This is a genomic window from Streptomyces sp. AC627_RSS907, assembly GCF_019049165.1.
Genome location: NZ_JAGMUE010000852.1, coordinates 1 through 559, shown reverse-complemented (window position 1 = coordinate 559; position 559 = coordinate 1). Strand labels below are relative to the sequence as shown.

Genomic DNA, 559 nt, shown 5'->3' with positions numbered 1-559 from the left:
GAGAGGGCGTCGACATCACCGGTGAGCGCGGAGTCGAGGCCGTCTGCTTCGCCGACACCCGCGGCTCCCAGGTCGAGATCGTCCAGAACATCGGCCGCGCGCTCCGCCTCAACCGCGACGGCAGCACCAAGGTCGCCAGAATCATCGTGCCGGTCTTCCTTGAGCCGAACGAGGACCCCGACGACATGATCGCCTCCGCCAGCTTCAAACCGCTCGTCGCCGTGCTCCAGGGCCTGCGCAGCCATGACGAGCGCCTCGTCGAGCAGCTCGCCTCCCGGGCGCTCACCCACGGCAAGCGCAAGGTACACGTCCGGCGTGACGCGGACGGGCGGATCGTCGGCGCCGGCGGCGCGGGCGCCGGCGAGGACCAGGAGCACGACGAGGACACCGACGCCGCTGCCGAGTCCGCGCTGCTGCACTTCTCCAGCCCGCGTCACGCCGCCACCATCGCCGCCTTCCTACGCACCCGCGTCTACCGGCCCGAATCCCTGGTCTGGCTGGAGGGCTACCAAACCCTACTCCGCTGGCGCAGGGAGAACGAGGTCACCGGGCTCTACGC

General features: G+C 70.7%; 1 pseudogene. It reads left to right on the top strand.

The window, feature by feature from the left end:
- Positions 1-559: pseudogene (locus tag KUM32_RS39015) on the top strand (helicase); the annotation flags it as partial.